This is a genomic window from Psychrobacter sp. UBA2514, assembly GCF_002341255.1.
GTDB classification, from domain to species: Bacteria; Pseudomonadota; Gammaproteobacteria; order Pseudomonadales; family Moraxellaceae; genus Psychrobacter; species Psychrobacter pacificensis.
In genome coordinates this window covers 3,513-10,120 of the sequence record NZ_DDNS01000048.1, presented here as the reverse complement: position 1 = coordinate 10,120, position 6,608 = coordinate 3,513, and the positions used below count along the sequence as shown (strand labels likewise).

The 6,608-nt window shown below is 46.0% G+C and carries 6 protein-coding genes and 1 tRNA gene; 4 read left to right on the top strand and 3 right to left on the bottom strand.

The window, feature by feature from the left end; genetic code table 11:
* Positions 1-198: 198 nt before the first annotated feature.
* The 3 genes from B3V51_RS11455 to B3V51_RS11445 form a co-directional block, all read right to left on the bottom strand.
* Positions 199-930 carry a hypothetical protein gene (locus B3V51_RS11455; RefSeq protein WP_228724549.1) on the bottom strand — a complete coding sequence of 244 codons (732 nt, stop codon included), beginning with the start codon at positions 928-930 and terminating at the stop codon, positions 199-201.
* A 352-nt stretch (positions 931-1,282) separates the two neighbouring features.
* Complete coding sequence (locus B3V51_RS11450; protein WP_071002054.1) at positions 1,283-1,615, bottom strand: CopG family transcriptional regulator; 333 nt, start codon at positions 1,613-1,615, stop codon at positions 1,283-1,285.
* Between the two features lie 189 nt (positions 1,616-1,804).
* Positions 1,805-1,880, bottom strand: a tRNA-Asn gene (locus tag B3V51_RS11445).
* Positions 1,881-2,372: 492 nt separating this feature from the next.
* Here B3V51_RS11445 and B3V51_RS11440 point away from each other — a divergent pair.
* The 4 genes from B3V51_RS11440 to betA all read left to right on the top strand — a co-directional run.
* On the top strand, positions 2,373-2,717 hold the full coding sequence (locus B3V51_RS11440) for a DMT family transporter (protein WP_071002053.1): 345 nt from the start codon (positions 2,373-2,375) through the stop codon (positions 2,715-2,717).
* A 1-nt stretch (position 2,718) separates the two neighbouring features.
* Positions 2,719-3,312, top strand: a complete 594-nt coding sequence (locus tag B3V51_RS11435) for a TetR/AcrR family transcriptional regulator (protein WP_058023770.1) — start codon at positions 2,719-2,721, stop codon at positions 3,310-3,312.
* A 106-nt stretch (positions 3,313-3,418) separates the two neighbouring features.
* Positions 3,419-4,921 carry a betaine-aldehyde dehydrogenase gene (gene betB, locus B3V51_RS11430; protein ID WP_093068509.1) on the top strand — a complete coding sequence of 501 codons (1,503 nt, stop codon included), beginning with the start codon at positions 3,419-3,421 and terminating at the stop codon, positions 4,919-4,921.
* Between the two features lie 104 nt (positions 4,922-5,025).
* Positions 5,026-6,608, top strand: a 1,583-nt coding sequence (betA, locus tag B3V51_RS11425) for a choline dehydrogenase (protein WP_286708459.1), incomplete at its 3' end; no start/stop codon positions are given.

Genomic DNA, 6,608 nt, shown 5'->3' with positions numbered 1-6,608 from the left:
TGGCAGAGCGGTTGAATGCACCGGTCTTGAAAACCGGCAAGGGTTCATAGCCCTTCGAGAGTTCGAATCTCTCCGTCTCCGCCAAATGCTAAAAAGCCCCAATCAGTAATGATTGGGGCTTTTTTTATGGTGTATTTTATAAATACTGGACGACAGGCTCTATAAACCTCATAAAAGATCAAATGATGCGCAGTCCCACTATTTAGCTAATGAATTGCCAAACCTAATGCTTTGATCATCTGCCAATATAAGTGTGCCTTCTTTAATCTCGATCGTCATATCCTTCGTGTTTTTAATGGCACGCATGACATTGATGTCTTCGATACTACTCTCGATAATGATCTTGCCAGATTGTTCTGGCTCGATGGCTGGATCAAATTGTATGAGAGGAACATTGAAGTCTTTGCCTTGTTTCAGGTTGGCGTCTTTCATGGTTAGTGTGCCTTGAAAACTTTGTATTGCAACGTCTCCATGGTTGGATAGCATAAACTGCATTTTGACTTGGTTTAAGCTATCGCTATCACTGGTCTTAATCGGTAAGAGAGCGACAGGATACGTCTGTGCCGTCGCATTTGCTGTTTGACCTTTCACAATAGGACTTTTCTTGCCTGTTGGATTATTAGGATGCAGCCGCTCGTACTCACGCTGTTGTATGAGGGCCTGCTTGATAGTGGTACGCGGCATGGCGCCCGATTCATACGCATCGCTAAGCTTCATGCGTAGCATATATCGACTGAGTAGCTGCTGATCGTCGGCAGGTAATTGCTCAAAAGTCTGTCCCAGTTTTTTTTGCCATTGATCAGAGTCAGTCGGTATGGTTTTTTGGTCTGGATCCGTTTGTGGTGACGAGCAACCCGGTGCTATCGCTAGCATGGCGACTGCCATAGTCAGACACAACGTTTTATAAAAATGCTGCTGTAACCCCATCATCGTACCTCTCCTTATACATTTTCATCCTCATATTGAAATTGAGGATGCACCCCAATCATTGCGACTATTTTCTTAATATACCGTGTTTGGGAACAGGTTTTGTTTAGTTATCGCTAACCACAGTCGCAAACGTACGATAAGGTCAAAGAGTACATGCGTGTCGGTATGAGGCAAAAAAGAGTTCAGAGAGCAAGGTTAATCTATAAATTGTAATCTCACCTTTATAATAGCCACAAAAAAGACCAAGCTTGCGTGAGCAGACTTGGTCTTTTTGATAAAAATAGTGACAACGTTTTAGAGTCTCAGTCAATCTCAGCCAGATCGTTATGATTAATACGACTGATGAAGGATATTATTGATCGCTGTCTTGCAATTCAGATAAAGAGTGAGAGATATTGTTGTTATGGGTCACAACGATTGCCTCATCGATGATGCGCTGGCTCACACCGCGCTTACGTAACGTCTCAATAAATACTTCGTCATGAGCGAGCGTATAATCTTGATGGTCACGATCGAGTCCTTGACGAATATAAAGACGGATAAGCCCTTGAATGCGCTTAAAACCCAATTCTGAGCTGGTTGTTTCTAATAGGGCAATCATTTCTTCAGACAACCGAATACTGATCGGGCGCATGATTTTTTGCGGATGATCAGAGAACTTATTTTTTACACGTGCAGGTATCATAATAAACCATTATTTTTAGTGAGTAGGGGTAAAACACTCAAACAAAACGAACCCAATCAAAACTAATCTTACCATACAACAAAAATGCCAAAAAGAACACCGCTGCCATGCGAATATTATGATCAGTCAATATGAAAACGGCAACAATAAAAAAACCTTCATCAAATAGTGATGAAGGTTTTTCGTATATGGCTCTCCAACCTGGGCTCGAACCAGGGACACACGGATTAACAGTCCGTTGCTCTACCAACTGAGCTATTGGAGAATAAGCTGTCATAACTGCAAGTGTTTCAAGCTTTATAAAACAGTCATTACTTGGCTTGTTCGCGTTATGTGGGGCACATTTTAGCCAAGTCGTTAAAGGCTGTCAACCTTATTCTGAGATAAATTATAAATATTATCGCAATTATTATAAATAGGCGTTTATCCCTTATCAGATAGGACGTTTCAGAGCCTCTGCTCGTTCAATAGGGGCGTAAATAGGCCGATTTGCTCACAATGATACGTACGCTTATAAAAATAAAAGACGTTACGTAGAAGAATGCGCAAAAAGCGCACGCGAGTATTTAGATCGTAAGACAAAGCAGGTAATAAAAACAGTTCTATCTTGAAATAAAAGCCATTACGACATGCTTTGTCACAATAAAGTTGCAAGACAGCCCTTCACATTGGTAACAGAACTCTATAAAATACCGACCATTTGGTTTCTTTGCTATGTTTTATTAGCAGTTGCTTAAATAAAGGCGGTGCGCAAAAGATGAGTTCTACGACGATTGCCTACGGTTGCCTAACCATTGCCATTATATGTGAGGTGGTAGGGACGACATTTTTGGTGAAATCAGAGCAGTTTACCCGTTTAGGGCCGACGCTGATGATGGGGGCGCTGTATGCGCTCTCATTTTATTTATTGGCACAGACACTCAAGGTGATACCGCTAGGCATTGCTTATGCGTTATGGGGCGGGTTGGGCATTGTGCTCACATCGCTTGCAGGTTTGGTGCTATTTAAGCAAACCCTTGATACGGCAGCAGTGGTTGGCATTGCCATGATCGTTGGCGGTGTCGTTGTAATGAATTTATTGTCTAATTCTGTGGTGCATTGATATGAGTGTAGAAATAGAAAATCCTTATAAGCGTAAAAAACAGCCAGAAGTGGTTCGCCGTGCTCTGCTCGATCAAGCAGCACGGATCACGCTTGAGCAAGGGCTATCTAAAGTAACGTTTCAGGCAGTCGCTGATGCGGCAGGCGTGACAAAGGGCGGTGTGATGCATCATTTTGCAACAAAAAATGCCCTTGTGCTTGAAGTGTTTGATGATGCTATGGCGAAATTTGAGGCAGAAGTTGAGGCCGCTATGGCAAAAGATCCTGTGAGTCATGGCGCTTTTACCCGTGCTTATATCGATGCCACCATCAGTCTGGGCGAAAAAGCGCAAGAAGAATACGACAACCAAGCCACCTTATATGTATTGATGCTAGGTGATAGTGAACTACGTGAGCTGTGGGCCAAATGGGCCAACACGCAGTTAGAAAAACATGCCGCCACTGACGATACTGAAACCCTATGTATGGCTCGTCTGGTCGCTGATGGAATTTGGCTCTCCGACTTTTCAGGTATCAACATATCAGATAAAAAATCGCTACATGATCGATTGATAAAAATGACGCAACCTGACTTTGACAATCGTTCGGGTCAATAAATATCCGGATTGCTAACCATCCAACTTTAGAATTTTAACAATGACGATATGATTTGGTAAAACGGCGTTTTGTTGCCGCTTTTATCAATCCTCTCAAGGAGTATTTATGACAGATATCAACAATTTGACAGACATTATCGATTTAGAACAAGTGCAAACTGCCTATATTAATGGTCGCTACTTAGCGGTCGATGACACGCTCGCCACTTTTGAAGACATCAATCCAGCGACAGGTGAAGTGCTGGCAACCATTCAGCAAACCACCAATGAGCAGATTGATGATGCGGTCAAAGCGGCTCATAAAGGTCAAAAAATCTGGGCGGCGATGACCACCGTTGAGCGTGGTCGTATTCTCTCAAAAGCTGTTGAGATATTACGCTCGCGCAACGATGTGCTCGCATTACTTGAGACCAAAGACACGGGCAAAGCCTACTCTGAGACAAAGTATGTCGATATCGTCACGGGTGCTGATGTGGTTGAGTACTATGCAGGACTTGCGCCCATGATTGAAGGTCGTCAGATTCCACTGCGTGACACGAGCTTTGTCTATACTCGCCGCGAGCCGCTGGGTGTGGTCGCAGGTATTGGCGCATGGAACTATCCGATTCAGATTGCGATGTGGAAAGCCGCGCCTGCATTGGCTGCTGGTAATGCGATGATCTTTAAACCATCAGAAGTCACGCCGTTGACTGCCTTAAAACTGGCAGAAATCCTGACAGAAGCGGGACTGCCAGATGGTGTGTTCAATGTCGTGCAAGGCAACTATGAAGTGGGCCAAGCACTGACCAATCATCCAGATATCGCCAAGGTATCATTCACTGGTGGTGTGCCGACGGGTAAAAAGGTCATGTCGAGCGCGGCAAGCTCATCGCTAAAAGATGTGACCTTAGAGCTTGGCGGTAAGTCACCATTGATCATATTTGATGATGCTGATATCGATACCGCGGCTGATATCGCTATGATGGCGAATTTTTATAGTACTGGTCAGGTATGTACCAACGGCACGAGAGTATTTGTCCCAAAAGCGCTACAAGCCAAGTTTGAGCAAGCCATCTTAACGCGTGTTAATCGTATCAAACTGGGTGATCCAATGGACGAGAACATCAACATGGGTCCATTGGTCAGCTTCCCGCATATGGAGCGCGTACTTGGCTATATCGAGCAAGGGAAAGAGAGCGGCGCGCGTCTGCTAACGGGCGGCGCACGCGTCACAACAGACGCATTGGCTAATGGTGCTTTTGTTGAGCCGACCGTATTTACAGATTGTAGCGATGATATGACCATCGTCCGTGAGGAAATCTTTGGTCCAGTCATGTCAATATTGACTTATGAGAGCGAAGAAGAAGTCATACGCCGCGCCAATGACACCGATTATGGCTTAGCAGCTGGAGTGGTGACGACTGATTTAAAGCGTGCGCATCGCGTCATTGCTCAGATCGAAGCGGGTATTTGCTGGTTGAACACGTGGGGTGAGTCAGCGGCACAGATGCCAGTGGGTGGCTACAAGCACTCAGGCGTTGGCCGTGAAAATGGTATCGAGGCGCTTGAGCATTATACTCAGACCAAATCTATCCAAGTAGAGTTGGGTGCGTTTGAATCGGTCTTTTAACGAGTGGTATTGAGAAAGTGAGCGCAGTTTGGGCCTGATAACGCTGTGCATTTGACCTTGCTGCTACCAAGTGATTTATATTTTTCCATATTATGGAGCATGTTATGACATCAACCACCCCTGAGTACGATTATATTATTGTTGGTGCAGGGTCAGCAGGTAATGTGCTGGCCACGCGTCTGACCGAAGACGCCAATATAAAAGTATTGCTACTAGAAGCTGGTCGTCCAGACTATCGATTGGATTTTCGTACCCAAATGCCAGCGGCGCTTGCAATGCCGCTGCAAGGAACGACCTATAACTGGGGCTACAAGACAGATCCTGAGCCATATATGAACAACCGTGTCATGGACTGTGGTCGCGGTAAAGGGCTGGGCGGTTCATCGCTTATCAACGGTATGTGCTATATACGTGGCAATGCGCTCGATTTTGACGACTGGGCAAAGATAAAAGGCTTAGAAGACTGGACGTATCTCGACTGCTTGCCGTACTTTAAAAAGTCAGAAAACCGCGATGTTGGCGAAAACGACTATCATGGCGTCGGTGGTCCTGTCGAGATGACCACCTCAAAACCAGGGGTGAATCCGCTGTTTCAAGCCATGATTGAAGCTGGGGTACAAGCAGGCTATCCGCGTACCGAAGATTTGAACGGCTATCAGCAAGAAGGTTTTGGTCCGATGGATCGTTTTGTGACGCCTAATGGTCGCCGCGCATCTACGGCTCGAGGCTATCTAGATCGTGCCAAGCCACGTGACAATATCACGATTTTGACAGGGGCACTCACCGATGTGATCTTATTTGATGGTAAGCGTGCGATCGGTGTTAAAGTTGAGCATCAAGGTCAAAGCAAAAAATTCTATGCCGCTCGTGAAGTGATCGTCTCATCAGGTGCTATCGCTTCGCCGCAATTATTGCAGCGCTCAGGTATCGGCCCTGGTCAGTGGCTAAAAGACGCTGGCGTGACAGAAATACTAGATTTACCGGGTGTGGGCAATAACTTGCAGGATCATTTAGAGCTGTATATGCAGTACGAATGTAAGCTGCCAGTGTCGATTGCGCCTGCCAATAAGTGGTGGAATAAACCTGCTATTGGAGCTGAGTGGTTGTTCAATGGCACAGGCCTTGGGGCCTCCAACCAGTTTGAAGGTGGCGGTTTTATCCGTACGGATGAGACATTCACCCACCCAAATATTCAGTATCATTTCTTGCCGCTTGCCGTGCGTTACGATGGCCGTAGTGCCAGTGATTCGCACAGTTTTCAAGCCCACGTCGGTTCATTGCGTTCGCCAAGTCGTGGTCGCGTCAAGCTGACCTCAAAAGACCCCAGTGCGCATCCAAGTATTTTATTTAACTATATGTCACATGAGCAAGATTGGCAGGAGTTCCGCGCGGCGATGCGTATCACGCGCGAGATTATGCATCAACCTGCGCTGGACCCTTATCGCGGTGCTGCCATCTCACCCACCGAAGACTTGGTGACCGATCAGCAGCTAGATGACTATGTGCGCGAGCACGGTGAGACGGCTTACCATCCCTCATGTACCTGTGCGATGGGCGAAGATAATGATTCGGTCGTCAACGGTCAAGGGCTGGTACATGGTATTGATGGCTTGCGAGTCGTCGATGCCTCTATCATGCCAAATATCATTAGTGGTAATCTCAACGCCACCACCATCATGCTGGCCGA

Excerpts from the sequence above, each read along its gene's own strand:
- betB (WP_093068509.1), top strand. The coding sequence starts at position 3,419 with ATGACAGATATCAACAATTTGACAGACATTATCGATTTAGAACAAGTG.
- B3V51_RS11450 (WP_071002054.1), bottom strand. The coding sequence starts at position 1,615 with ATGATACCTGCACGTGTAAAAAATAAGTTCTCTGATCATCCGCAAAAA.
- B3V51_RS11435 (WP_058023770.1), top strand. The coding sequence starts at position 2,719 with ATGAGTGTAGAAATAGAAAATCCTTATAAGCGTAAAAAACAGCCAGAA.
- B3V51_RS11440 (WP_071002053.1), top strand. The coding sequence starts at position 2,373 with ATGAGTTCTACGACGATTGCCTACGGTTGCCTAACCATTGCCATTATA.
- B3V51_RS11455 (WP_228724549.1), bottom strand. The coding sequence starts at position 930 with ATGATGGGGTTACAGCAGCATTTTTATAAAACGTTGTGTCTGACTATG.